Below are 25,298 nucleotides of genomic sequence, written 5' to 3'. Positions count from 1 at the left end.
TGCCAACTGGCAGGGGATTATTGTCTATGACAGGAAGCCTAGCAAGGCACCGGCCGCAACGGCCGATCCGATGACACCTGCCACATTCGGGCCCATGGCGTGCATGAGCAGGAAGTTGTGACGGTCATATTCTAAACCGAGGTTGTTGGAGATGCGGGCTGCCATCGGCACGGCACTCACACCTGCGTTACCAATCAGCGGATTCAGTTTTTTACCTTCCGGCAGGAAGAGGTTCATAATCTTCACGAAGCAGACACCCGAGGCGGTGGCAATCATAAAGGCCATGGCACCGAGGGCGAAGATTTTAATCGTGTTGAAAGTCAGGAACTCGCTGGCCTGCGTTGAGCAGCCTACGGTGAGACCCAACAGCATCACGACAATATCGTTCAGGGCAGCACCGGCAGTTTTGGCAAGACGGGTGGTCTTACCACTCTCCTTCAGCAGATTGCCGAAGAATAGCATACCCAGCAGAGGCAGACCTGAAGGTACGATGAACGTGGTGAGCAGCAATCCGATGATGGGGAAGAGTATACGCTCTGTCTGAGACACCTCACGACCGGGCTTCATCTTGATGACACGCTCTTTCTTAGTGGTGAGCAGGCGCATGATAAACGGCTGAATGACGGGTACCAGAGCCATGTAACTATAGGCACACACGGCGATTGCTCCCATCAGGTTTGGCGAAAGCTTCGACGAGAGGAAGATGGCGGTAGGACCGTCGGCACCACCAATGATGGCGATACCTGCAGCCTGAGAGGGCTCAAAACCCATGGCCAATGCTACCATGTAAGCACCGAAGATGCCAAACTGTGCCGAAGCACCAATAAGCATCAACTTTGGATTGGCCAACAGGGCAGTGAAGTCGGTCATGGCACCAATGCCGAGGAAGATCAGTGGCGGATACCAACCCTGACGTACACCCTGATAGAAGATGTTCAGTACAGAGTTGTCTTCATAGAGACCGATTTCCAGTCCGGCATCAGCACGGAAGGGAATATTGCCGAGTATGATGCCCAGTCCGATGGGGACGAGCAACAGCGGCTCGAAGTCTTTCTTGATGGCAAGCCAGATGAAGAAGGCTCCCACCGCAATCATGATCAGATTCCCGACCGTGGCATTGGCAAAGGCCGTATAGGTCAGGAATTCCTGAAAGTTCTGAATGATAAACTGTCCTAAATCCATAGCTTATCCGATGGTTAAGAGTAATGCACCTTCCATGACCGATTCACCAGGCTTGGTGTTGATGGCGGTAACGGTACCTGCGTATTCAGACTCAATATTGTTCTGCATCTTCATAGCCTCGAGCACGAGTACGACATCGCCTACGTTGACTTTGTCGCCTACGTTGACCTTCAGTTCAATAATCGTGCCGGGCAGAGGAGCCTTGACGGCAGAACCTGCACCTGCAGGTGCGGCAGGTGCGGCAGGTGCTGCTGCCGGAGCAGGAGCCACAGAAGGACGGGCTACAGGCTTCGGAGCTTCTACACGCACCTTCTTCAGGGTACTGGAGGGGTTGATGGGCTGCTTCAATTCCACATCAAAGCGGATGCCGTTGACAACAACCTTGGCAACGTTGCCCTCTACTTCTTCTATCTCTACGTCGTAATCGACGCCTTGTACTTTATACTGATACTTATTCATAAGTCTTAATGGATTTCTGGAGTTGTTGGAATTTGCGGAGCGTTATGTGATGACGGGATGACGGGCTTGGAGAAGTGAGTCATCTGATTGCCTTCATCGGTCCAGCCTGTCTGACGGGATTTGATGGTGATGATACCGCTCTCGATATCATGGACATCGTCCTGATACTGCTTCAGGGCCATGGAGATTACGGCGATGTAGACCTCCTTGTCAATACCCTTCGTCTTCAGACCATCCTGCAGGATGTTACCTGTGGCATGGGCAATGTCATGGGTAACCTCCACGGTCTTGGTTACGGCCTTGATGGGCTGTACATTCTTTGCCTCGTCAAAGTGACGCATGATCAGTCCGAAGAGCCAGAAGAACAGGAAGAGCACGGCCAGGCAGAAAAACACGATACCCATGGCGAGCAGGGTGATACCGAATCCGTGAGGATCGTCACGCTTCAGTTTGGCATCCTTGGTCTCGTCGGTCATGATGAAGTTCTCGATGCCGGGTGTCACATTCTCTGCCGACTTGACGCTCCAGCTGTTGCCATGACGGGCATAGCTTTGGTCAGCTGCTAGGGCTGGGACGGTGACGGAGTCGATAAGCTCCACGGCATTACCGTTGTAGAATCCTATCCATACAGGTTCTGACATGGGTACGGAAAGAGATAGGTGCAACTTCCCCTGTGCAGGGTTGGAGTTGCAGAAGAACGTGATGTGCTGACGTCCACCGATCTGTGTGCGCGTTTCACCATTGGGGATGACACTCATGCGCTTGATACGCTCGGGAACGCTCATCTTAGGATCGAGTACACTACGGTCAGTCGTGAGATACATGCCACGGATATTGTAGGTGGTGAACGATACGTTCTCCAACTCAATCCATGCCTCACGCTGCCCGAACTCATCCACAATGCTGGTGGTATTGTTGGTCAGTACCTCATTGAGACGGATGTTCTTGGCTCCCTGAGCCATCACCCCTGAGGCGCTTAACAACAATAGCCCGCTGAGCAGGATCTTTACTTTATTCATTTTTTGTTTATTTGGTGTATTATTATTCTTTATAGGATGACCTAGGAGAACCTAGAATGGCCTAGGCGATTACCCACAGAAAAAGAGCACCACAATCTGAGCCGTGAAGATACGCAGGAACATTGACAGCGGATATACCGTTGAGTAACCTACGGCAGGGGCCTCCTTCGAACAGATGCTGTTGGCATAGGCCAGAGCAGGGGGGTCGGTATAGGTACCTGCAATCATACCGGCAATGGTGAAATAGTTAAACTTATAGCGTATCCTGGCGATAGGACCTATAATTAGAATAGGTATGATCGTAATCAGGAATCCTGTCAGCACATAGAGCAGACCGTCGCCCTCGATGACTGTCTCAAAGAAGCCTGCACCAGCCTTGATACCCACCGAGGCGAGGAACAACACGAGTCCGATTTCACGGAGCATCATATTCGCCGATGTAGTGGTATAGGTCACAAGGTGAATCTTATAGCCGTAACGGCCGATGAGGATAGCAATAATCAACGGACCGCCAGCCAGACCGAGTTTCACGGGAACTGGCATGCCGGGGATGGCTATGGGCAGTGAACCGAAGATAAGGCCAAGGAAGATTCCCACGAAGATGGTGGCGATGTTTGGAGCATTAAGTCTGCGGAGGGAGTTGCCCATCTTGTTTGCTACGCGGTCTACGGCATCCTCCGGACCCACCACCATGATTCGGTCACCCACCTGCAAGGGTAGGGAAGCAGAGGCAAAGAGGTCTAGGCCATGACGTGTGACACGGGTGACGTTAACGCCATGTACACTTGAGAAGTGGAGTGATGCCAAGGTCTTACCGTTAATCTTCGGGTTGGTAATCAGGATGCGTTTGGATACTAACGGCTGGTCCTGCTGCTCGAAGTCGATGTCGAGTTTCGGACCGATGAAAGCCATGATTGCCTCTTGGTCGGCTTCTGCACACACAATAAGCATCTGGTCACCCAGATGAAAGATGGTGTCGCGGTTGGGGATGCAGAGCTCACCTTCATGGACAAGACGTGAAACCACGAAGTCGCGGTTCAGGAAGTCGTGTACCTGCAACAGAGTCTTTCCCTCAAGATATTTATTGGTCACTTCCAAGTGCATCTTGTAGGGCTTCTTATTTGCATTAGTCTCTTCCTGAGCTTTCAGTTCCTCTTCTTCCTTCTCCAGTTTGACCTTACATATATACCTTATTAATATAGTAGCACCGATGATGCCCAACACGCCAAGCGGATAGGCACAGGCGTATGCTGAGGCAATCTGTGGGGCGCCGCCACTAGGGAATACGGTGTTGAGGGCTTCGTTGGCAGCACCAAGTCCCGGGGTGTTGGTCACGGCACCATAGAGCGTACCCACCATCATGGGGAGGTTTGTCGTGTTGTTGGTGTCGAAGAAGATGTAATAGCAGGCAAACATCACGAGGATGTTCAACAGGATGGCACTGGCAGCCAGGCCGTTGAGTTTGATGCCCTGGGTGCCGAAACTCTCAAAAAAGCCCGGACCAACCTGCATACCAATCATGAAGACGAAGAGTATCAGGCCGAAGTCCTGTACGAATGTGAGGATAGAAGTGGGGGCGGTGAATCCGATGTGTCCTGCCAAGATGCCGGCGAAGAGCACAAAGGTGACACCAAGTGAAATTCCAAAGACCTTGATCTTACCCAAATACACACCGATGGCAATCACAATGGCATAGAGCAATGTGATGTGTGCCACAGAATCGGTAGTTGTGAAGAGGTCTTTCAACCATTGAATTGATTCCATATACGTATAATAAATAACCTATAATTTGCCTGTACTCGAAGCGTGTTTTTTCCAAACACGCTGCAAAGGTACTCAAAAAATTGCTCATAATGTGCAATTTTGTGCACTAAATTTTGAATAAAAACCGTTTTTTTATTTCTTTCACAATTCAATTGACTGATTTGGCTAAAAAGTTTGTATCTTTGTCGGCTGTTAGGTGTAACTTAAAACATACTTATATAATAATTTAACGTATTTATGGCAAACAAAGAAAAACTCTTTACCGAGTTTACTGCGCCGACCACTCAGGAGTGGCTCGACAAAATTCAGGTCGACCTCAAGGGTGCCGACTTCCAGAAACGTCTGGTATGGAGAACTAATGAAGGTTTTAATGTACAGCCCTTCTATCGCCGCGAAGACTTGGCGAATTTGAAGACGCCCGACGCTCTCCCCGGAGAGTTCCCGTTCGTGCGTGGTAACAAGAAGGACTCCAACGTGTGGTATGTCCGTCAAAACATCAAGGTGGACGATCCCAAGGCAGCCAACGCCAAGGCTCTTGACATCCTGAACAAGGGTATCGACTCCTTAGGCTTCAAGCTTCCTGGTAAGTTAGTGAGCAAGGAGACTGTTGAGGCTTTGCTTGATGGTATCTATTGCGACATCATTGAGGTGAACTTCGCAACTTGTCCGAAACACTCACTTGAGCTGGCTCAGATTTTGGTGGAGTTCTTCGCCAAGAAGGGTTATGATAAGGAAAAGGTTGTCGGCTCTATCGAGTGGGACCCCATGGCCAAGATGGTGATGAAGGGTAAGGACGTGACCCCGATTCTGGAGATTGCTCCGAAGCTCGTTGAAGCGCTGAAGGAGTATCCTAACTTCTGTTGCGTCGCTGTCAGCAGCGATGCGCTGAACAATGCCGGTGCTTATATCGCTCAGGAGTTGGGCTATGCCTTGGTTTGGGGTAATGAGTACCTGCAGCAGTTGACCGATGCTGGCGTCGATGTTGATCTTGCTGCCAAGAGCATTAAATTCAACATGGGTGTCTCTGAGAATTACTTCATGGAGATTGCCAAGTTCCGTGCAGCCCGTCTGCTCTGGGCTCAGATTGTGAAGCAGTATGAACCGAAGAACGATGAGGCCTGCAAGATGATTGTAAATGCTTCAACCTCAGTGTATAACCAGACATTGTTCGATAGTTACGTGAATCTGCTCCGCTCTCAGACCGAGGCCATGAGTGCTGCCTTAGGTAGTGTCCATTCGATGGTGGTGACACCATTTGATGCACCCTACGAGGAAGCAACCGACTTCTCTGAGCGTATCGCCCGCAACCAGCAGTTGCTGATCAAGGAGGAGAGTCATTTCGACCGTATCGTTGACCCCTCGGCAGGCTCTTATTATATTGAGCACCTAACCGATGCTTTGGCTACTGAGGCATGGAAATTGTTCCTGAAGGTAGAAGAGGAGGGAGGCTTCCTCGCTGCTGTCAAGGCTGGCACTATTCAGGATGATATCAATGCTACGAATGTGAAGCGTCATGGTGATGCTGCTAAGCGTAAGGAGTTCCTGCTGGGTACCAACCAGTTCCCCAACTTCACAGAGAAGAGTGAAGGTAAGAAGGCTAAGGCCTGTGGTTGCTGCTGTGGTCAGGCCGACGAAGAGGAGCACCCCTTTAAAGCTATTGAGAGTACCCGTCTGGCCGCCGACTTTGAAGACCTTCGTATCCATACAGAGGAGACCAAGGTTCCTACGGCCTTCATGCTGACCATTGGTAATCTGGCTATGCGTCAGGCACGTGCCCAGTTCTCATGCAACTTCCTTGCCTGTGCTGGATATAAGGTGATTGACAATCTCGGCTTCAAGACCGTTGAGGAAGGTGTCGATGCAGCGCTTGAGGCTAAGGCCGACATCGTGGTCATCTGCTCTTCCGACGATGAGTATGCTGAGTATGCCATCCCTGCCTTCAAGTATCTGAATGGCCGCGCCATGTTTGTCGTGGCTGGAGCTCCTGCATGTATGGAGGACCTGAAGGCTGCCGGCATCGAGAACTACATTCACGTGAAGTGTAACGTACTTGAGACTTTGAAAGAATATAATCAGAAACTTGGTATTTAAAGAATAGGAGACTTGAATTATGCGTAAACAGTTTAAAGATATTGATATCTATGCAGGCATCAAGGCTCAGGATGGTGCCAAGTGGATTAAAGACAATGGAATCGTAGAGAACTGGAAGACCCCCGAGCACATCGAGGTACGCCCTGTCTATACGAAAGAAGACCTCGAAGGAATGGAGCACCTCGACTTCACGGCAGGTATCCCGCCCTATCTTCGTGGTCCGTATTCAATGATGTATCCGTTCCGCCCGTGGACTATCCGTCAGTATGCCGGATTCTCTACTGCTGAAGAGTCGAATGCATTCTATCGCCGTAACCTGGCTTCTGGTCAGAAGGGACTTTCTGTGGCCTTCGACCTGCCTACACACCGTGGTTACGACCCCGACAACGCCCGTGTTGTGGGTGATGTTGGTAAGGCTGGAGTAAGTATCTGTAACGAGGAGAATATGAAGGTGCTCTTCTCTGGTATCCCCTTGAACAAGATGTCTGTATCAATGACTATGAATGGTGCAGTATTGCCAATTCTGGCATTCTACATCGTGGCAGGTCTGGAGCAGGGTGCTCAGCTTGAGGAGATGGCAGGCACTATCCAGAACGATATCCTGAAGGAGTTCATGGTGCGTAATACCTATATCTATCCCCCTGCATTCTCGATGAAGATTATCGCTGATATCTTCGAGTATACCTCGCAGAAGATGCCTAAGTTCAATTCGATTTCTATCTCTGGCTATCACATGCAGGAGGCAGGTGCTACTGCTGATATCGAGTTGGCTTACACGCTGGCCGACGGTATGGACTACCTGCGTACTGGTGTGAATGCTGGTATCGATGTGGATGCTTTTGCTCCTCGTCTGAGCTTCTTCTGGGCCATTGGTATGAACCACTTCATGGAGATTGCCAAGATGCGTGCAGGTCGTCTGCTGTGGGCAAAGATCGTGAAGAGCTTCGGTGCCAAGAATCCGAAGTCATTGGCTCTCCGTACTCACTCTCAGACTTCTGGTTGGTCGCTCACCGAGCAGGATCCGTTCAACAACGTAGGTCGTACCTGTATCGAGGCTATGGCTGCTGTGCTGGGTCATACCCAGTCGCTGCACACCAACGCCCTCGACGAGGCAATTGCTCTGCCTACCGATTTCTCCGCCCGTATCGCCCGTAACACCCAGATCTACATCCAGAACGAGACGAAGGTGTGCAAGCAGATCGACCCATGGGCTGGTTCCTACTATGTGGAGACCCTTACCAACGAGCTCGTTCACAAGGCTTGGGAGCATATTCAGGAGATTGAGAAGCTGGGTGGTATGGCCAAGGCCATCGAGACCGGTCTGCCCAAGATGCGTATCGAGGAAGCTGCTGCCCGTACTCAGGCTCGTATCGACTCAGGTGTTCAGACCATCGTGGGTACCAACAAGTACCGCCTCGAGCACGAGGATCCTATCGATATCCTCGAGGTCGACAACACCGCTGTTCGCAAGCAGCAGGAAGAGAGTCTGAAGGAGGTTCGCAGCAAGCGCGACGAGGCTGCCTGCCAGGCTGCCTTGAAGGCTATCACCGATTGTGTGCGCGACTTCAACGAAGGCCGTAAGAGTGAGAACAACCTGCTCGACCTGGCCGTGAAGGCTGCACAGCTCCGTTGTACGCTGGGTGAGATTTCAGATGCCTGCGAAGAGATCGTAGGCCGTTATAAAGCAGTAATCAGAACAATTTCAGGCGTGTATAGTTCAGAATCAAAGAACGACAGTGACTTCGAGTTGGCTTGTAAGCTGACCGATGAGTTCGCACAGAAGGAAGGTCGTCGTCCCCGTATCTTCATCGCTAAGATGGGTCAGGACGGTCACGACCGTGGTGCAAAGGTTGTGGCAACGGGTTATGCCGACTGTGGCTTCGACGTGGATATGGGACCATTGTTCCAGACACCTGCCGAGGCTGCCCGTGAGGCTGTGGAGAACGATGTCCATGTGGTGGGCGCTTCTTCACTGGCTGCAGGTCATAAGACCCTCATTCCTCAGTTGATCGAAGAGCTGAAAAAGCTTGGACGTGAGGATATTATGGTTATCGCGGGTGGTGTGATTCCTGCCCAGGACTACGACTTCCTCTACAAGGCTGGCGTCGCTGCCATCTTCGGTCCTGGCACCTCCGTAGCGAAGGCTGCCGTTGAGATGATGAATATCCTGCTTGATAAAGAATAAATGAGTGAAGTAAGACAAGTAGAAGTATTGATTATCGGAGCCGGCCCTGCCGGCTCCGTTTGTGGCAGTCTGCTGAAGCGGGCTGGGGTAGAGTGTGTGATTGTGGATCACGCCACTTTCCCTCGTGACAAAGTGTGTGGCGGAGGACTGACGGTAAAGGCCTGGCGCCTCCTTGATATGTTGTTGCCTGGCATCAAGTACGACTATCGCCCCATCTACCGTATGCGCTGCCAGTTCGAGAACGATCCCGTTTGCGAGTTCCGTGCGGAGTACGAGATTCGTATGACGCGCCGTAAGGATTTCGACTATTCTCTGGTGAAGTATTATCAGGCCCAGGGTGGTGAGCTCCTCAAGGGCTCATTCGCCCGTTTCGAGCAGCAGGCCGACGGCCGAGTGCTAGTCACCCTGAAGTCAGGCGAACAGTTCTCATGCCGCTACCTCGTGGCAGCTGATGGTGCCAACAGTCTCATCCGCCGTCAGATTCATGGCGAACCTAAGCTGCATGCTCTGTTCCTCGAACAGTTCAACGAGGGTGTAATTGGTGACGATGTGTTTGTCCATTTCTCCAGCAACTATAAGCCAGGCGTGTTCTATAAGTTCTCCAGCATCGGTCGCGAGATGTACGGTTTTGCCTCGCTGGAGTCCAACGATGACGTGCCTCGCCACAAGGAGACATTCCGCAAGACGCTTACGAAGTTCGGTGTGCCTGTCGACCGTATTTGCGGTGCATATATTCCGCTGAATACGGTGCCGCCTACGGCAGACAATGTGATTCTCATAGGCGATGCGGGTGGCTTTGCCAACAAACTGACTGGTGAGGGTCTGTACGATGCCTTCAAAACCGCTGCCAACGCTAAGCGTGCCATTGTCGAGGGTATTCCCTTCCGCAAGGCCAACGCCGAGGAGTTCCGTAAGATGGAGCACCAGGTGCATGTCTTCAAGTTCTTCTTCAGTCCTTTCGGTTGGCGGCTCATCCGCTGGGCCATGCGATATCCGAAGGTCATCAAGTGGCTTTTCGACGCCAAGATGAAGCGCGAGACATTCCGTGCTTAGCTTGCAACAATAATCCCCAGCCAAACGGCTGGGGATTATTGTTTTACGACTGGAAGGAATCTCTCTCGTCAATTTTGTAGGCTTTGTTGTCCTCCTTCATATAGATCTGGAGGTCAGAGAAGTAGCCTGTCTCCTGGATTTTCTGCAGGTTGGCCTGCGCATCCTCTTCGAGGAGATACTCCTTGGCGCTGGCCAAGTGGTTGGTAAACTCGAGCTTCTTCTTTTCAGTGTCCAATACTGAGATCCACTCATCCTTCAAACGGTCTCCGATTACAAATTTCTTACTCATAGCTGTCTATATTTTAATTGTAGTTTGTTTGTTTGATGGTGCAAAGGTACGCACATTTCCGATAAGTTGTACCGCCAACCCCTGAAAAAGTCGTGTAAACGTTTGAGTATTTGGAAAAAATTCGTACCTTTGCATCGTCATCATAAACTAAAAACATCTTAAGAATGAAAAGGTATCTATTGTTGGCATTCCTGTTGACAGGGATGATTGCCAAAGGTCAAAGCGAGTATGAAATCAAAGTTGAGAGCCGCCAGCCCTCAGGAATCATCGATGAGATGCTCTATGGACAGCTCTTTGAACACATCTACTTCAGTGCCAACAATGGTGTCTGGCAGGAGCTCATACAGGAACGCTCCTTTGAGCCCGAGCAGTATCCGGGCATCCATCCGCGTGACGGCTATTTCGACGGATGGTTTATGGACGACGACATGGTGCTGCATTCACCTACCCGTTATGAGCAGCCGCTCAAGATCGATAGTATAGATACTAGTGACTTCGACCTGACGATGGACGTCAACTGGCGTGCTTACAAACTGGCCCGACGCGCATGGAGTGGGGGACTGATGGACATCCGTTTCGCTGTCCGTAACAAGGCCGACGGTTCGTCTTATTTCGTCCGCATACACGACCCTTATTATGAGAGTCGCATGTTCACCCCGGCACAGACTCAGGCGCAGATAGAAGCTGCCAATGAGGCTGCTGCACGTGCCAAACTTCAGCAGCAGAACGCTACGGCCGATTTCTCCATCTGCACCATGGAAGAGCGTGAGATGCCAGGCTTCGGTGGACGCCCCGGTCGCCGCATGAACGTGCTTTCACCGTTGGCCTCGGCCCCGGCTACCAAAGAACAGGTCAACGAGGAACAGCGGTGGCATAAGTTGCGTATAGAGAGCCGTGGCAGCAGGGTGACCGTCTTCTGGGATGGCCAGCAGGTGCTCAACTTTGATGGTCTGGAGAAGGTAGACCGCAACTTCCTGACCTTCTGGGTTAACTATACCGAGGCCACCTACCGCAATATCAAAGTCACATCAGCCGACGGTAAGGTACTCTTTGAGGGCACGCCTGGCGATGTCCGCATACCGGCTGTGGCACAGCAGTGGACGGCCTTCGGCGATGGCGGCAAGTACCGTTTGGTTAAGGACGATGCCGTGAACATGCGCTATTCGCAGGAGATGACGGCAGGCAAGACCGAGGCTGGCATCTTCCAGGGACCGCAAAGCATTATCTCTGGTGAAAAATATGTAGGCTCCATCTATGCCAAAGGCAAAGGTGAGCTGATAGTCGGCCTGCGCAATGCTGAGGGCCAGTATGTGGCGCGTCAGTCGCTTGGCAAAGTCGGCAATGAATGGAAGAAATATGCATTCACGCTCGAACCGCAGACCTGTTGCGACGGCGACTTTGCCATTGCCGTCAAGGGCGGTACAGTTCAGGTCGACATGGCCACTATGACCACTCAGACAGGTATCAGCCTGGGCGGATTCCGTCCCGACATCCTGCAGGCCGTCAAGGAACTCCATCCCACCTGTTTGCGCTGGCCAGGCGGCGGTTATGTGGCGCAGTACGACTGGAAATGGGGCATTGGCCCGCAGGAGAACCGTGAGCGCTGGGCCCACTGGATGTGGATGGATTATGACCAGAACTGCTTTGGCACCGATGAGTTCATCCGCTTCTGCCGTGAGGTCAACTCCGAGCCTGTCATCGTGGTGAGCGTGAAGTTCGAGCGTCCTGCCGAAGAATACGACCAGATTCTTCAGGATGCGGTCAACTGGCTGCGCTACTGCAATGCCCCAGCCACCGACGAGTGGGGTGCGAAGCGTGCCGCCAACGGCCATCCCGAGCCCTACAACGTGAAATATTGGGAGATCGACAATGAGATGTGGGAGATGGGTATCGACCGTTATGAGAAGTGCGTACGCGACTTCAGTACCGCGATGCGCAAGATCGATCCCTCCATCAAGATCATCGCCTGCGGCGGGTTCCGCGAGGACGAGCAGTTCATCAATCGCAGCGGCCAATATTTCGACTACCTGAGTCTGCACCACTATGAGCAGCAGGGCGGCTATGCCACCGGTCCCGTTCGTCTCGCTCAGCAGTACGACAACTATGCCAAGATGATTGCCGAAGGCCCCAATCCCAATATTAAGCTGTTCATCTCAGAGTGGAACCTGAACAGTATTGACTGGCGCACCGGTCTCTTTGCTGGAGGATTCCTCAACATGTGTGAGGCCCGCGACGTGGTGGCCATGGGTGCTGCCGCACTATTCATCCGCCGTACCGATGCTCCCGACTGGAACAATGCCTTTATCAACTTCGACTACAAGGACCTGTTCAAGGCTCCCAACTGCCAGGTGACCGAACTCTGGTACGATCACTTCTCGAAATATCGTCTGGCCTTCAACGGCGATACCGGCAACCTGAGTGTAAGCACCACCATGCAGGAGAATGGCTCGGGTGTGATCGTGAAGGTGGTGAACCCTACCGACGAACCTGCTACCCTGCGTATCAAGGGCGATTGGGCCAGTGTCTTGGATGCAGCCTTCGAGTATTACGCTCCTGGTTCGCTCACCGTGGCCAACAGTATGGAGAACAAACAAGCTGTCGCCCTTCAGAAAGCCGCCCCCAAGACCGACGGAGGCGATGTTGTGCTCTCCGTTCCCGCCCTCTCCGCGGGTGTACTGACGATTACCACCATCAGGACAAAATAACATCAAAAACATAATTTAACACATAAACCTGTAATCATTTGATTTTTCTCTTGTCTATTAGGTAGAATGACAGAGATCATCAGCATAGACGTGCAAAGCGAACGTCAGCGTATCGGGCAAATACTCGACGGTAAGCCTGAGGAGTATGCCTGGTTTGTGAATACCTATTCACAACACGTGCTCGACTTCACATCGCGGATGCTGCCTAATGCCGAGGATGCCAGAGAGGTAGCACAAGATGCCTTCGTGAAAGCTTTCCGCTCACTGGCTTCATTCGGATTCCATTCGTCGTTCTGCACATGGGTCTGTCGTATCGCTTACCACGAGTCACTGAACCGTCTGAAGCACCAACAGCCTCACTATGTCGACATCGCCGACATTCCTGCTTTGGAAGATGACGAGGAACTGTCAACGGGGCGCGAGGAGCGTATCATACTGATGGAAGAGGTCATTGACGACCTGCCGCCCGACGAACGGATGCTGTTACATCTCTATTATTACGAGGATCGCCCGTTACGGGAAATCTCTTACATCATGGATGCTGAACCCAACGCATTGGCCACCCGGCTCCATCGCATCAGAAAGAAACTCTTACAAATGATCAGACAAAAGGAAAATGAATGAATTGAATGATAAGGATTTGCGTGAGGCTCTAAGCCGGAGGGAAGCCCGAAGGACAAAGCCCGAAGTGCCTGCCGATTTCTGCGACGGCATCATGCAGGAGATTGTCCCCAGGCGGAGCCGTCGTCCTCTCTGGCGCTGGGTGGCTGTTGCCGCCTCACTGTTGCTGTTAATAGGTATTGGCGTGGCATTAGTCCCCTTCAACAAGCAGACAGAAGCCGGTTCGCTCATCGTCCAGACCGTGCAACCTGTCAGGACTGACAGTACGGGCACTCCATCCAAACAGACTGTAAAATCCGCCCAGGCAGTTTGCACAACCACAAGTCCTACCCCCAAGCCCGTTAAGGTCACTCCTAAAACCCCAGTGGATACCGTTGCCGTTAGTCTGCATACAGACCCCAACCTTCATTATGCTGTTTACAGCCCAGAGGAAGATTCCACTTATCAGGCTCCTAGCCGCATGGTTGAATTCATTACCAAGATAGCCGATTATAATAAGGTGAAGGCAGTGCCGCTAATGTGCTCTATAGGCAGTAGCGACAGCACGGCCGTCAGCATGGCCTACGTCTTTGAGGACAAGGAGGAACTCAACCTCTTCGGTCGATTGCTGCAGGCCGCCTGCTGGTACGACAGTAAGACGCCCGGCTACCTGTTGAACTTCTCCCACCAGCAGTTCTTCTTCACCCTGAAGGATCTGCGCAAGAACGAGAAATACCTCTGGATAGCAGAGCGCATCATAGGCGATCGTATCCTGCTCTTCAGTTCCCACTCTCCGATAGAAGCGGACGTCTCTTCAGTCTGTTATCAGAATTATCGCGAACAGCTGATGCATACTAACTATAGTACATCAAACTTTTAAAAACGAAGCCGTATGAAAAGAATCATTTTAATAGGCCTTCTGGTGGTGACAGGTCTCACCTCGCAGGCACAAACTCATGAATACGCCAAGAGAATGGGCATATTCTTCTCTTGTCCTCAAGTAAAAAAGGATCCGAAGACGAAAAAGACCACAGCCAAATGGTATGCGACGAATATGGCGTGGATCAAGGACTATTGCGAAGTAGAGAATGTCGCCACGGAGAAGGATATCCTGAAAATCTTCCCCGAGCTGCCAAACTTGCCATACGACGAATCATATGTTCCTATGAGTTGGCGACTGACGAGTGAGAATAATGAGACCGTGCTGCATTGCTACTTTACTATGCCTGCCGATGAAGTGGCCGACATGTGGCTGGCCTCTGAGGAGACGTGTATCGTAGATCAGGAGACTGGCGCACAATATCGTATCCGCCGTACAGAGCCCGACACCTACCGCAAGCATTTCACCATCAAGGCGAAAACGGGCGATGTGGTAGATCTGAAAGTATTCTTCGCACCTTTGGCAGAAACGACGAAAGAGGTAAGGATCTACGGTCTTCCCAACTGGGGAATGATGGGTAGTCCCGGTGCTCCTATCACCATCCGCCATGAGTCCGATGGTACATCCGAACCACTGGCCTACGATACCATTCCGCAGTTCCATAAGCCCATAGTGCATAAAGAACACATGAGCGAAGACAAACCCTATGATATGCAGAACTGGAACACCTGGAAGGTGATGAGGGAAGCTCATCTGATCAAACCTCTGGACAATGAGACGATGGCTCTATGGCGCACACCCGAGGCCACCTATCTTGCCATTGGCTACGAACAAAACTGGACTACAGAGTATTGGAGTTTCGGTCATGACATCAAACTGCTCGACAATGCTGGTCGTCAGTACAAGATTCGTGAAGTACAGGGCCTTCCGCTCGACGAGCTGTTCTTTATGGAGGGCAATGCTGGCGATTATGTAGCTTATGTGTTGGTCTTCGATCCCCTGCCTCTCAGTATATCTGCCATCACATACATCGAACCGGAGGGAGAACCCTTTAATGCCTGGGGCGCCAACTGGTCTGGCAAAGTCATCCCCAACTTAAGCATCCAACAACTTCGCGATAACCAGAAATTGTTCGGTTATCATCCAAGAATCATTGTGAAATAGCAATAAATAGAATTATTGCTTTATAATTTTAAAATTCCACATGTCTTCAGCATCCGTCGTGATGACGGGTGCTGATCTAAAGAAGAATTCAATTAACTAAAATACAACAAAATATGAAGAAGACTATTATTACAACGATGCTCGCCCTCGTCGCATTGATGGGGCTGGCACAGACAAAGACAGCAACTATCACTGGTTATTCACCCGCACTCAAAGAAGGCACATTGGTTATTGGTGGTGCTGGCACTTCATGGGAAATTGTAGACAGCGTTAGGGCTGGACATTTCAGCCTGACTGTTCCAGTAGAAGAACTCTCTGTGGGCGGTATGTCTTGTATTGGCGAAGGTTGCCCCAATTTTACTTTGAACCTGATGCTGAAGCCTGGAGTGACGGTGAAAGTATCGGGCACAGATTGCCTCTTTCCACTATGGAAAGTAGATAGTCCGATTCCTGAACAGCAGACATTAAACCGCATAAGAGACTATTGTCGTGAAACCATCGTAGATTTAATCCGAATAGAACAGAATCGAGATAGGGCAAAGTTCGACTCTATCAACTTGGTGTTGATGAAGCAAGAGCTTGACATTCTTTCCTCATTACCTGTGGATGTTGCCTCAATCAGCAAACTAAGTAACATAGCCAGGATGCCGAAAAACATGAAAGACTTTCCATACATGGAGCAATTGAAGAATCTTGAGAAGACTTTTGCTGCTCGTGCGCCGAAAGGGTTTGAAGCCCAACTGGCAGAGATACACACCTATATTTATCCCCCAAAAGTCCTGCAGTTGGGCGATAAGGCTGTTGATGCAGAGCTTTTCGATATGCAGGGCAACAAACACCGGTTGTTTGACGCCTTCGCCGATGGTAAATACGTATTGCTCGACTTCTGGGCCATCGGTTGTGGCCCGTGCCGAATGTCAGAACCAGAGATGAGAGAGGTCTATGAGAGGGTGAAAGGAAAGCTTGAGATCATTGGTATTAATGAAGATGATGTTTCTACCTGGAAAAATAACGGCTTTAGCAAAAATATTGTTTGGAAGAACTGGAGCGATGGCATGAGGGGAAGCAGCGTCAACAGCATATACTGCGATATGGGAGCCATACCTTATTACGTTCTGATCTCGCCTGATAGGCGCATCGTCTGGAAAGATATGGGTTATAATCCGGGATGGTTTATAGGAATAGCTGACGTCGTAAACGGACTCGAGATCAAGCAAGACAACAGTGCCAATTACCAGTTCAGCGTCCGCCAAATTAATGCTACAGCCAACGGCACCACCATCAGTTTCCGTTATTATGGCCATAAAGACTACTGGTTCCGCATCGCCAAGGATTCCTATCTTGAGGCCAATGGCAAGAAGTATAAACTGACGGCTGCAGACGGCATCAAGCTTGACGAAAACAACTATCCCACCGTGAAAGCAACAGCTTCAACGGAATACCTCCTGAGTGGATTATGCTATTCTGACTTCACGCTTACCTTTGAACCATTCGACGCTCTTCCTGAGAACTTCGACTTCAAAGAGGGTGACGGCGATGGCGCCTTTGTCATCCGCAATGTTTCTCTGAAATAACAATACTGACATCTCCGCCTGCCTCTATGGTCGCAATAACACTTTTTTTGTATTTTTCCCCATGTAATCGCGACAAGTTTACAGGAAAATGTGTAACTTTGCGACCGATATCAAACAATTATTCTCTGCGATGAAACAACGATATGCAGTAGTGGTGCTCTTTGCACTGATAATAGCTTCGAGCATGGTGAGCCTGACAAGCTATAAGGCTACGGAGGAGTTGGTGACTGAGGATATGAACCAGGCACTGGCCAAGGCTTTGGACGAACAGCAGTCAGACGTGATAAGTGCTGACACGATACAGGTGTTCAACAAGCACCTGCAGATGGAGGCATTGAGAGGTAGGGCTGTGTTGGCGGTAGATACCAGAAGGGAGTTCCGCCCACGTCCGCAGGTGTCAACGGCAACCATCCTGTCGCTGTCAGACCAACGGCCAGCGATGGTGCTGTGGTCGATGGCATTGCTATGGGGACTCTTCTGTATATATCTGCGCGGAATGACTTTGGGATTGTATGGCGGGTTGGCATTGCAGGAAGGGAATTTCGTGGATGCGAAAGGCTGCATCATAAAACTTACCCCCATGCAGCAGCAATTGATGGAGATGCTGTGGAAGTCGCCCTCGCACAAACTGTCGAAGGCGGAGATATGCGATGCCCTCTGGCCCAAGAAAGAGGATGCCAGCGAGACGCTCTATACGCTTATCCGGCGACTGAAGCCCATCATAGAAGAACATTCCGACCTCAAAATCGAATCAGACAGGGGTAAATCCTACGGGCTGACTATGAGGTAGTTAGCCGTTTGTCAGACAATTGTCAGACAAATGTCAGGAAGTATTTTTGGATAACGAGCAATCTCTTCATACCTTTGCAATCAAAAACAGCAAACGTATGAAGAGATTATTATTTTTGCCCCTTCTCGCCGCAATGATAGCAGTTCATGCCCAGGACGTCAAGGAGGGAGAAACACTGCAAGAGGTTACTGTAAAAGGTTCGAAGGTCGTACAACGTGTAGATGGTCAGACCATCTATCCCACACGCCAGCAGTTGGAGAGTTCCACGAATGGCTACTCGCTGTTGTCGAAACTGACACTTCCTCATCTGCGTATCGACCCCGTGATGCATACCATTACGGCGCTTTCCAATCTTGGCAGCGTGCAAGTACGCATCAACGACATCGTGGCATCGAAAGAGGACCTGTTGGCGCTCGACATGAAGGCAGTGCAATATATCGACTATATCGACAATCCAGGAGTACGCTATGGCGAAGGTGTAGCCTATGTTGTCAACATCATCGTGAAGAAACCCGTCAGCGGTTACGATATCGGGGCAGACCTCACGAATACACTCACTGCTGTGAATGGTGATGAGACCGTCTATGGGAAGTTCAACTATGGAAAGAGCGAGTTTGGAGCGAACTACTCTCTGGGCTACCAAAACTTCAAGGGGACGGAATATGAAGAACAGGCGACATACGAACTGGAGTCCGGTGAGAAACGAAGCATTTTGCGCCGGCAATCAGATGGGCAAAACAAGAGTCTCAATCACAACATCCAACTCACCTATAGCCTGAGTGATTCAAACTACGTGTTCCAATCGAAACTCTCTGCCAGTCGCGATATTCAGCCTCACAGGTCGTGGTCTAAGTTTGACAACTTCGAAGACCATTACGCCTCCCGCACTTCATCACCAGTGCTCGATCTTTATTTCCATCGCGATTTCAGGGGGCATCAGTCGCTTACTGCCAATGCCGTGGGAACGTATATCAAGACCGACAGCTATGCAGAGCACAACGAAGGAGGCAATTATGCCTACGACGTGACGGGCAAAACGTATTCGCTCTGGACAGAGGCCGTCTACGAAAACCGTCTGAAGCCCTTCACGCTCTCTTTGGGTACTCAGTATGGGCAGAAATATATTAATAATGTGTATTCGGGCGATGCCAATGCCGACAATTCCATGCGTTCGTCCATGTTTTACTTCTTCGGACAACTGAAAGGTCGTCTTGGTAAACTTGGCTATATGGGAGGACTCGGCGTGAGCTCACGCTACTATCGACAAGGCGAATGGAATGACCGTTTCCTGCTGTTCCGTCCAAAGATGACGCTTGCCTATCCATTGGCCAGGAACCTGAAGGCGAAGTACGACTTTGAAATATCGCAGCACGTCTCACAGATAGCCCTCGTCAGCGATGTCTCAATCAAACAGAACGCTATGGAGACGTTAGTGGGTAATCCTGAGATCACTCCCAATCGCGTCACTTCGCACGATCTCCGTCTGACGTACTCTACGCCCCGTATCATGAGCGAGTTGCAAGGTTATTGGCGACTGAATGCCAACTGCAACATGGAGAAATACACCCGCAAGGACGGGCATTTCTATCAAACACAAACGAACGATGACAACGAGTGTAGTTTCTTCTTTATCCAAAGTTACAACCGCTGGGAGGCTATACCAGAGCATCTGTCCGTCACCCTCTATGGAGGCATCTACCGTTTCTTCAACTTCACGGATGACTATCGCCATACCTATACGGCATTCAACGGTGGTGCCAGCGTAGAAGCCTATCTTGGCCGATGGACGCTGACTGCATACGCAGATAATGGTTGGAATTTCATGGAGGGTGAGCATCGGGGACATCAGGCACCCGCATGGTATCTCACAGCCTCTTATCAGTTGAAGAATATCACCTTTTCCCTCTACGCCCAGCATCCCTTCTGCGCCCGTCCGCTTACCAACAAGACGGAGGTGCTTAGCCGTTATATCCACAAGGAAGTGTCACAGCACAGCCGTGACTTCGGCAATATGATGACACTCAATGTTACGTGGCATCTCTCTTCTGGACGCAAATATCGCGACATTCAGCGTACCATGAATCATCGGGATACAGAAACAGGAATCCTACAAAGCAAATGAGAAAGGCCATCTTCATAATCATTGCCATCATCCTCATGGCTGCAAGCATCGACTGGATTCATTCTTGTGCCGAGTTGAAGTCACACAAGGAGGTATTCGGGCGTTACCTTACATATGCCGATATGTACGAATACAAGGATAAGGACTATGACTACGTTGTCCGCGTGCCCTCGTTCTTCACCGCCCAACCCGATTCCCTTCAGGAGGAAAAAGGCCGTATACGTTTCGAGTACGGCGACCAGTGGATCACCGTCGTCATCGAAAGCTATGTGATGCATAACAACGGCCAGTCATTAAAGGACGGGATGGACTCGCTGGCACAGGTGCTTCAAGCAACAGACCGCAAACTCGGCAGCGATTACTTCATCCTCTCTGGCCCACAATGTGAAAATGGCAGTCGCATCGACGGCTATAGTTATTACACCAAGATTATGGTCAATCATAAACTATGGTTCGTCTATACGATGATCTATCCCGACGATTATAAAGACGTCCTTACTCGTCTCTTCAAAGAGATAGACGACTGGCAAATCTGGGAACGTCCGCATCTACAACTAAAGCAAGGCGAGTCACAAACGCCCAAAGCAGTATCGGAATAACAGCATAATTATGAAAGCATTTTTTTGTCTTGCTATGAACGCTTTCGTAGGAAATTTTGTAACTTTGCAGCCAAACAAGCACAGACGATGGAACAGAAATTCGGAAAAAACAGTATTGACATTGAGGCGCTGCGCGAGTTTTGCGAGCGCGAGGGCAAGATGGTGGAGTACCGCAAGGGCGAACAGTTGGAGCGCGAGGGCGACCCCGCACGGTGGTTCGGCTTCGTCACCGAAGGGTGCTTCAAGTACGTGACACACGGCATCAGCGACGACAAGGAGCACATCACATGGTTCTCGTTCGAAGGCGAGTTTGCGGGCGACTATCCCGCCTGCCTCGACGGTGGCCCCGCGCTGACCACGATCGAGGCGATGGTGCCTACCCGCATCATCCGTGTCAGCGGCGAACAGCTGGTGAAGCGGTTCAGTCAGGACAAGAAGTCGATGGATCTGCGCTGCCTCATTGCCGAGCACCTGCTCAGTCAGGCCCGCGCCCGCTACACCGACCTCCACCGCGCCACGCCCCTCGAACGCTACGAGTTGCTGCTCCGCCGCTGCCCAGGCATCGCCCGCCATCTCCCCCTGAATGCCATCGCCTCGTTCCTCTGCGTCACTCCCCAACAGTTGTCACGCATCCGCAAGGCCGTCACGTTTTCGGAGAAATAATTCCAAATATTCACAAAACCCCTGAACATTTGTTCAGACTTTCACCTCGACAGACACTTTTTCGGTCATGTCGGGGCTTTTTCGTGGGATTTTCTGTAACTTTGTGGCTCAAAACGTATAAAAAACAAAGAATAATGAACAAGCAAACCATCATCACCATCCTGCTTGCCCTCGTTGCAATGACGGGGCAGGCACAGGAAGAGCGCATCGACACAGTTATCCCAAAGTTCCTTTCCAACGGCTATTTCTTCCGCGAAATGCCACAGTTGCCCGACGGAGAGAAAACCATGTCGCGACTGAAGGACAAGGAGGGTAACAGCGTCACCGTCATCAACGTCAACGCCACGCTGCCCAAGTCAGTCATTCGCAAGGCTATTCCCCGCGAACAGGTTCACAACGCCGACCAGTTCCTAAGCGGTCTTAATATGATGGCCACGATGACCTCGCTGACACAGGCGGGCGTCAAGGCCGACGGCACGTGGTATTCACCCAAGGAGGGTGAGCCGTTCCCGCAGTTCTCGGAAAGGGATATGGACGGCCGCACATGGACGAACGACAGCGTGAAGGGTCGCGTCATGGTGATTAACCTCTGGTACTCCGGCTGTGGCCCCTGCCGTGCCGAAATGCCCATCCTTTCCGAGTGGAAGGAGCAATTGCCTGGCGTAATGTTCTTCTCGGCCACCTACCACGATGCTGAGACCGCCAAACGCATCACCGACAAGCACCACTTCACATGGACGCACCTCGTCGAGGCGAAGGATATGATGGCGTGGATTGGCTATGAGGGTTTCCCACTGACCATCGTTGTCGATAAGAAGGGCATCGTCCGCCACGCCGTCCACGGCACCAACGAGACGAAGCGCGAGGAACTGTTAGCAAAGATCAAAGAGGCCGAGGCGGAATAAATGCACCCACGAGAACCCGCCAAGCCTCTTCACAATGCTTAAATCGGCGGGTCGTTTTTTTTCTTATGGCACATTATTCAAAGACCTACACATCGCCCGCTCATTTGACGGCATTGCTACAGTCGCGCGGTCTCCACGTCGAGAACGTCAAACAATAAAACGAAATGAATATGAGACAAACAAGACGATTCCTGCTCCTGCTGACAATGTTGTTGACAGCGACATTCGGAATGTCTCAGACGATAATTGTCAAGGACAGCATCACCAATGAGCCAATACCGTTTGTGAGTGTCTATTTCGGGAATGACACTGGTGGCTACACAGACGAAAAAGGGGCAATTGCCATTCCAAACGAAGCAGCACAGATACGGTTGTCTCATATCTGCTACGAGACAAAGAGTATCTTTAAGATAACAGCCGACTCGCAAACGATCATTCTTGTTCCGAAGAGCATCAATCTTGATGAAGTCGCCATTAGCGCAAAGGCTCCCAAACGAATAAAGACCACAGAAGTGGGATTGATGAAAACAAAGACGCAAACCAAGCACAAAGGTGCTAATGGATTTGAGATGGCTTTATTCATCCCCTACGACAGCACTTGGACTGAAACGCCATACATCCAATCCATATTAGCGAGTCTCGATTACTCCACCCACTGGCTGGTGTTCACGGAAATCAAGACACCCATCTATGCCACTCTCCGCTTTGACCTACGACTGCCAGATGCCAAGACTGGTGCTCCCAAAGACGAGTCCCTCATTAATGGCGGCATCATACTCCCTTCCGGTCAGAGACTCGGCAAAGACGGTGTCAGCCTTACATGTCCTATACCATTTCCCCAGACTGGCGTATTTGTTGTAGTGGAATGGATAACCACAGCGAAGGTCTCAGAATCATGCAATCTTGTTCCTTCCCTCAATATGACCTTGAATGAGAAGGAAAACAGAACCTGGAACAAAAAGACATTCTTTGCAAAGCAAAGCGGTGGAGCCGAGCGCCGAGGCATGGATTGGATGCGAGAACAAGACGAACCCGCATATAAGAGCGAAGAGGCACAGGTCTTTTATAAAGGCAGGACACCATCTGCCAAACTCGGTTTGAAAATATCAAAATAAGAAACATGAGACAACAGAAACATTATAGACGACTTCTAATCTTGCTGGCCATGCTTTCGGCAGTGATATTTGCATCGGCACAAGATAATCATGCGCAACAACTGAAAATCGTAGAAGGAATAACTCATTCTTTTGTTCCCAAGAAAACTTCGCCAAAAGTTGCTTCATTGAAGGGAGGAAAACAGATGGGAGTGCAATCGATGTTTGGTGGAGTTTATCGTGATTCTCTCACAAGATATTTTGATAAGATTGAAGAGTACAATCGTCAGACGGGAAACTCTATTCGCTTTCGCTACTATAGGGCCATATTTGGTAAAGATACACTTTGCTACGAAGAAAGGAAAGAGGTCGTGATTGATTCTGTTATGGGGAAAAGGATGCTTGAAGTGGAGAGTCAGAAGGCTCCTTATCAGAGGTTTGAAGTCGAGATTAGCGGGCTGAAAGAATCGGAGATAATAGCATTGATTGATTCTATGCGACAGATGAAAACAGCAGATATATTGATGAATAACGGGCAGACCTGTATCTTCTATGCCTTGAATCTTCTGTTGGACTTTCATGGCATCAACCCTGCACCGATTATCACACGTAATACTACATTTACCGATGGGGATCAACTCAATGCATTCTTCGACCATATTCTCACACAAAAAGGCAACTATCCCTGCAAATATAGTGTTCTGAAGAAAGCCGATCTGCCAGATAATTGTGTGCTTGTATTCCAAAACGCCTATAAGAAATTTATTCATGCTGTTTTTTATAGGAAAGATACAGGTAAGTATTACACTAAAAATGGATGGTGGCCTCCAATTATCTTAAATAATATCCACCCTGTTACAGAGGCATACGGAAGATATGATACTAAAGAGGAATTATGCGAATATGGCCTTGATATGCAGGCCGACACCATATTGGTATATTGTATAAAAGAAGATGAAAAATAGGCACTGTCAGGCAAATGTCAGACAAATGTCAGGAAGAAAATTCGTTTGTCAGACATAAATGACAGTACCTTTGCACTCGCGAATGTTAAAGCCTGAACGATTCCTAAGGAAGTGTGTATGCTATAATGATTAAATCATCATATTAAAATGAAAAGACAGATTCTATTTTCAACGGTTTGCCTGATGACCATAGTAACACAGGCACAGAATAAGACTACAGCGGAGAACGATTCCGTGGCATGGGACAGGATGGCTACGTCATCTACTCTGACCATTATGAGTTAGAAGACCCGTTCTTCAAAGAGTGGATTTTGGACAATAATAATTAGTTTGAGTAGCGTTGTCGGTAATGGAACAGAAATTCGGAAAAAAATAGCGTCTCTGCATCACCCCAAACTATCTGAGCACGATTCGCAAGTCAATCACGTTCGAAAGCAAGAAATAGGGCAAATAACGCGGTGTGGTACATAAATCTTGCATTTTAGACGTTATTTTGGGTTAAAAATACGATAAAGTTTGCATATATGCATTATTTTTGTTATCTTTGTAGACAAGAAAAATAGATTTTGTAATTATTGCCCGTCATGAAAACATCACGCAAGGTAGGTTTGGCGATGAAAGCCCTGGGCTATACACCACTGCACAGCAGAAGTGGCAACATCTACCGGGTATATGAATTGAAGCCAGATGAACAACAGTCAAACATGCTGGCGATGCAGGATGCGTATATGATTGATAATCAGCACGGTGCTATGGAACAGGGACTCCCGTTCTGACCCTAGTGTGAAGGATGTGAAGGTACTTTTCGTAACTTCCTCTATAGAAATACATTCATCTCGAGATGAATCAATTTCCTTATATAAAGTTTGTATTTCTTCCTTCACTTCCTTCACACTTAATAGTTAACTTATTAATTATCAATAGATTATGTTGTAATCAGTCTTGTTGCTACTCAGTCTGTGTTACATTACGACTAACTGGTAGTTATATTACGACTAACTGGTAGTTATATTACGACTAACTGGTAGTTATATTACGACTAAATCAGAATCATTATGAAAGCGAAATCAAAGATAGAGCCCGGCCGTCCGGAGTTCATGATCGGTGCCCACTGCCTGAACCACAATGCCCACTCGATAGGCATCTGCTACGAGGGCGGGCTCGACATCCGCGGTCAACCCGCCGACACCCGCAC

The 25,298-nt window shown here is 49.9% G+C and carries 22 protein-coding genes and 1 pseudogene; 18 read left to right on the top strand and 5 right to left on the bottom strand.

Annotated features, from left to right (window positions below; translation table 11 throughout):
- Positions 1–24: 24 nt before the first annotated feature.
- The 4 genes from BMY16_RS14560 to BMY16_RS14545 form a co-directional block, all read right to left on the bottom strand.
- Positions 25–1,182: a sodium ion-translocating decarboxylase subunit beta gene (locus tag BMY16_RS14560; protein WP_091843960.1), complete on the bottom strand. Its 1,158-nt coding sequence runs from the start codon at positions 1,180–1,182 to the stop codon at positions 25–27.
- A 3-nt stretch (positions 1,183–1,185) separates the two neighbouring features.
- On the bottom strand, positions 1,186–1,641 hold the full coding sequence (locus BMY16_RS14555; protein WP_091843958.1) for an acyl-CoA carboxylase biotin carboxyl carrier protein subunit: 456 nt from the start codon (positions 1,639–1,641) through the stop codon (positions 1,186–1,188).
- 5 nt (positions 1,642–1,646) lie between these two features.
- Positions 1,647–2,660: an OadG family protein gene (locus tag BMY16_RS14550; RefSeq protein WP_091843956.1), complete on the bottom strand. Its 1,014-nt coding sequence runs from the start codon at positions 2,658–2,660 to the stop codon at positions 1,647–1,649.
- 69 nt (positions 2,661–2,729) lie between these two features.
- Positions 2,730–4,415 (bottom strand): putative transporter, encoded by a 1,686-nt coding sequence (locus BMY16_RS14545; RefSeq protein WP_091844018.1) that lies wholly within the window; start codon positions 4,413–4,415, stop codon positions 2,730–2,732.
- Between the two features lie 246 nt (positions 4,416–4,661).
- Between BMY16_RS14545 and mutA the strand changes: the two genes are divergently transcribed.
- Genes mutA through BMY16_RS14530 form a run of 3 tightly spaced genes read left to right on the top strand, consistent with a single transcriptional unit; the run spans position 4,662 to position 9,753 of the window.
- Complete coding sequence (gene mutA / locus BMY16_RS14540; protein ID WP_091843955.1) at positions 4,662–6,515, top strand: methylmalonyl-CoA mutase small subunit; 1,854 nt, start codon at positions 4,662–4,664, stop codon at positions 6,513–6,515.
- Positions 6,516–6,534: 19 nt separating this feature from the next.
- Positions 6,535–8,700, top strand: a complete 2,166-nt coding sequence (gene scpA, locus BMY16_RS14535) for a methylmalonyl-CoA mutase (protein WP_091843953.1) — start codon at positions 6,535–6,537, stop codon at positions 8,698–8,700.
- Positions 8,701–9,753, top strand: a complete 1,053-nt coding sequence (locus tag BMY16_RS14530) for an NAD(P)/FAD-dependent oxidoreductase (protein ID WP_091843951.1) — start codon at positions 8,701–8,703, stop codon at positions 9,751–9,753.
- Positions 9,754–9,796: 43 nt separating this feature from the next.
- On the opposite strand, the gene BMY16_RS14525 is transcribed toward BMY16_RS14530, so the two are convergent.
- On the bottom strand, positions 9,797–10,042 hold the full coding sequence (locus tag BMY16_RS14525; RefSeq protein ID WP_139207252.1) for a hypothetical protein: 246 nt from the start codon (positions 10,040–10,042) through the stop codon (positions 9,797–9,799).
- Positions 10,043–10,206: 164 nt separating this feature from the next.
- Between BMY16_RS14525 and BMY16_RS14520 the strand changes: the two genes are divergently transcribed.
- The 15 genes and pseudogenes from BMY16_RS14520 to BMY16_RS15880 all read left to right on the top strand — a co-directional run.
- Positions 10,207–12,747, top strand: coding sequence for a 3-keto-alpha-glucoside-1,2-lyase-like domain-containing protein (locus BMY16_RS14520; protein WP_091843947.1), 2,541 nt, complete (start codon positions 10,207–10,209; stop codon positions 12,745–12,747).
- A gap of 66 nt (positions 12,748–12,813) precedes the next feature.
- Positions 12,814–13,371 carry an RNA polymerase sigma factor gene (locus tag BMY16_RS14515; RefSeq protein WP_091843945.1) on the top strand — a complete coding sequence of 186 codons (558 nt, stop codon included), beginning with the start codon at positions 12,814–12,816 and terminating at the stop codon, positions 13,369–13,371.
- A complete protein-coding gene (locus tag BMY16_RS14510) occupies positions 13,364–14,227 on the top strand; it encodes an anti-sigma factor family protein (protein ID WP_091843943.1) in 864 nt (287 codons plus the stop codon). Before BMY16_RS14515 ends, BMY16_RS14510 begins: the two co-directional genes overlap by 8 nt.
- A 12-nt stretch (positions 14,228–14,239) precedes the next feature.
- Complete coding sequence (locus BMY16_RS14505) at positions 14,240–15,391, top strand: hypothetical protein (RefSeq protein WP_139207251.1); 1,152 nt, start codon at positions 14,240–14,242, stop codon at positions 15,389–15,391.
- 113 nt (positions 15,392–15,504) lie between these two features.
- Complete coding sequence (locus BMY16_RS14500; RefSeq protein ID WP_091843939.1) at positions 15,505–16,965, top strand: TlpA family protein disulfide reductase; 1,461 nt, start codon at positions 15,505–15,507, stop codon at positions 16,963–16,965.
- A gap of 130 nt (positions 16,966–17,095) precedes the next feature.
- On the top strand, positions 17,096–17,755 hold the full coding sequence (locus tag BMY16_RS14495; protein ID WP_170836133.1) for a helix-turn-helix domain-containing protein: 660 nt from the start codon (positions 17,096–17,098) through the stop codon (positions 17,753–17,755).
- A 97-nt stretch (positions 17,756–17,852) separates the two neighbouring features.
- Positions 17,853–19,877, top strand: a complete 2,025-nt coding sequence (locus BMY16_RS14490) for a TonB-dependent receptor (protein WP_139207250.1) — start codon at positions 17,853–17,855, stop codon at positions 19,875–19,877.
- Complete coding sequence (locus BMY16_RS14485; RefSeq protein WP_091843933.1) at positions 19,874–20,476, top strand: hypothetical protein; 603 nt, start codon at positions 19,874–19,876, stop codon at positions 20,474–20,476. The genes BMY16_RS14490 and BMY16_RS14485 overlap by 4 nt, the downstream gene beginning before the upstream one ends.
- An 87-nt stretch (positions 20,477–20,563) precedes the next feature.
- The gene (locus BMY16_RS14480; protein ID WP_091843931.1) at positions 20,564–21,139 is read left to right on the top strand and encodes a Crp/Fnr family transcriptional regulator; all 576 of its coding nucleotides are present in this window, start codon (positions 20,564–20,566) and stop codon (positions 21,137–21,139) included.
- Between the two features lie 134 nt (positions 21,140–21,273).
- Positions 21,274–22,044 carry a TlpA family protein disulfide reductase gene (locus BMY16_RS14475; RefSeq protein ID WP_091843929.1) on the top strand — a complete coding sequence of 257 codons (771 nt, stop codon included), beginning with the start codon at positions 21,274–21,276 and terminating at the stop codon, positions 22,042–22,044.
- A 170-nt stretch (positions 22,045–22,214) separates the two neighbouring features.
- Positions 22,215–23,159, top strand: a complete 945-nt coding sequence (locus tag BMY16_RS14470; protein ID WP_091843927.1) for a carboxypeptidase-like regulatory domain-containing protein — start codon at positions 22,215–22,217, stop codon at positions 23,157–23,159.
- Between the two features lie 5 nt (positions 23,160–23,164).
- Complete coding sequence (locus tag BMY16_RS14465) at positions 23,165–24,103, top strand: hypothetical protein (RefSeq protein WP_091843925.1); 939 nt, start codon at positions 23,165–23,167, stop codon at positions 24,101–24,103.
- 147 nt (positions 24,104–24,250) lie between these two features.
- Positions 24,251–24,388 (top strand): hypothetical protein, encoded by a 138-nt coding sequence (locus tag BMY16_RS15620; RefSeq protein ID WP_170836132.1) that lies wholly within the window; start codon positions 24,251–24,253, stop codon positions 24,386–24,388.
- Between the two features lie 299 nt (positions 24,389–24,687).
- Positions 24,688–24,879 (top strand): hypothetical protein, encoded by a 192-nt coding sequence (locus BMY16_RS14460; RefSeq protein ID WP_091843923.1) that lies wholly within the window; start codon positions 24,688–24,690, stop codon positions 24,877–24,879.
- 294 nt (positions 24,880–25,173) lie between these two features.
- Positions 25,174–25,298 (top strand): annotated as a pseudogene (locus tag BMY16_RS15880) (N-acetylmuramoyl-L-alanine amidase); the annotation flags it as partial.

It is taken from the genome of Prevotella sp. ne3005, from assembly GCF_900110085.1.
Classification (GTDB): Bacteria; Bacteroidota; Bacteroidia; order Bacteroidales; family Bacteroidaceae; genus Prevotella.
The sequence above is the reverse complement of the archived record's forward strand: the minus strand, read 5'-3'. Positions and strand labels throughout refer to the sequence as shown.

Bases quoted from the DNA above. Each gene is read 5' to 3' on its own strand.
- BMY16_RS14560 (WP_091843960.1), bottom strand. From the start codon at position 1,182: ATGGATTTAGGACAGTTTATCATTCAGAACTTTCAGGAATTCCTGACC.
- BMY16_RS14555 (WP_091843958.1), bottom strand. From the start codon at position 1,641: ATGAATAAGTATCAGTATAAAGTACAAGGCGTCGATTACGACGTAGAG.
- BMY16_RS14550 (WP_091843956.1), bottom strand. From the start codon at position 2,660: ATGAATAAAGTAAAGATCCTGCTCAGCGGGCTATTGTTGTTAAGCGCC.
- mutA (WP_091843955.1), top strand. From the start codon at position 4,662: ATGGCAAACAAAGAAAAACTCTTTACCGAGTTTACTGCGCCGACCACT.
- scpA (WP_091843953.1), top strand. From the start codon at position 6,535: ATGCGTAAACAGTTTAAAGATATTGATATCTATGCAGGCATCAAGGCT.
- BMY16_RS14530 (WP_091843951.1), top strand. From the start codon at position 8,701: ATGAGTGAAGTAAGACAAGTAGAAGTATTGATTATCGGAGCCGGCCCT.
- BMY16_RS14525 (WP_139207252.1), bottom strand. From the start codon at position 10,042: ATGAGTAAGAAATTTGTAATCGGAGACCGTTTGAAGGATGAGTGGATC.
- BMY16_RS14520 (WP_091843947.1), top strand. From the start codon at position 10,207: ATGAAAAGGTATCTATTGTTGGCATTCCTGTTGACAGGGATGATTGCC.
- BMY16_RS14515 (WP_091843945.1), top strand. From the start codon at position 12,814: ATGACAGAGATCATCAGCATAGACGTGCAAAGCGAACGTCAGCGTATC.
- BMY16_RS14510 (WP_091843943.1), top strand. From the start codon at position 13,364: ATGAATGAATTGAATGATAAGGATTTGCGTGAGGCTCTAAGCCGGAGG.
- BMY16_RS14505 (WP_139207251.1), top strand. From the start codon at position 14,240: ATGAAAAGAATCATTTTAATAGGCCTTCTGGTGGTGACAGGTCTCACC.
- BMY16_RS14500 (WP_091843939.1), top strand. From the start codon at position 15,505: ATGAAGAAGACTATTATTACAACGATGCTCGCCCTCGTCGCATTGATG.
- BMY16_RS14495 (WP_170836133.1), top strand. From the start codon at position 17,096: ATGAAACAACGATATGCAGTAGTGGTGCTCTTTGCACTGATAATAGCT.
- BMY16_RS14490 (WP_139207250.1), top strand. From the start codon at position 17,853: ATGAAGAGATTATTATTTTTGCCCCTTCTCGCCGCAATGATAGCAGTT.
- BMY16_RS14485 (WP_091843933.1), top strand. From the start codon at position 19,874: ATGAGAAAGGCCATCTTCATAATCATTGCCATCATCCTCATGGCTGCA.
- BMY16_RS14480 (WP_091843931.1), top strand. From the start codon at position 20,564: ATGGAACAGAAATTCGGAAAAAACAGTATTGACATTGAGGCGCTGCGC.
- BMY16_RS14475 (WP_091843929.1), top strand. From the start codon at position 21,274: ATGAACAAGCAAACCATCATCACCATCCTGCTTGCCCTCGTTGCAATG.
- BMY16_RS14470 (WP_091843927.1), top strand. From the start codon at position 22,215: ATGAGACAAACAAGACGATTCCTGCTCCTGCTGACAATGTTGTTGACA.
- BMY16_RS14465 (WP_091843925.1), top strand. From the start codon at position 23,165: ATGAGACAACAGAAACATTATAGACGACTTCTAATCTTGCTGGCCATG.
- BMY16_RS15620 (WP_170836132.1), top strand. From the start codon at position 24,251: ATGAAAAGACAGATTCTATTTTCAACGGTTTGCCTGATGACCATAGTA.
- BMY16_RS14460 (WP_091843923.1), top strand. From the start codon at position 24,688: ATGAAAACATCACGCAAGGTAGGTTTGGCGATGAAAGCCCTGGGCTAT.